Consider the following 435-nt stretch of genomic DNA (forward strand, 5'->3'; position numbering starts at 1 on the left):
TTATACAAAAGGTACGCAGTCACACCACTAGGGCGCTCCCACTGTTTGTATGCATCAGGTTTCAGGTTCTGTTTCACTCCCCTCCCGGGGTTCTTTTCGCCTTTCCCTCACGGTACTGGTTCACTATCGGTCGATGATGAGTATTTAGCCTTGGAGGATGGTCCCCCCATATTCAGACAGGATTTCACGTGTCCCGCCCTACTTTTCGTACGCTTAGTACCGCTGTTGAGATTTCGAATACGGGACTGTCACCCGCTATGGTCAAGCTTCCCAGCTTGTTCTTCTATCTCGACAGTTATTACGTACAGGCTCCTCCGCGTTCGCTCGCCACTACTTGCGGAATCTCGGTTGATTTCTTTTCCTCCGGGTACTTAGATGGTTCAGTTCTCCGGGTTCGCTTCTCTAAGCCTATGTATTCAACTTAGGATACTGCAC

At 49.9% G+C, this 435-nt stretch carries 1 rRNA gene; it reads right to left on the bottom strand.

From position 1 onward, the window contains the following. A 23S ribosomal RNA gene (locus RM704_RS44805) occupies positions 1–435 on the bottom strand; the annotation flags it as partial.

Source organism: Streptomyces gottesmaniae, assembly GCF_031845845.1.
GTDB classification, from domain to species: domain Bacteria; phylum Actinomycetota; class Actinomycetes; order Streptomycetales; family Streptomycetaceae; genus Streptomyces; species Streptomyces akebiae.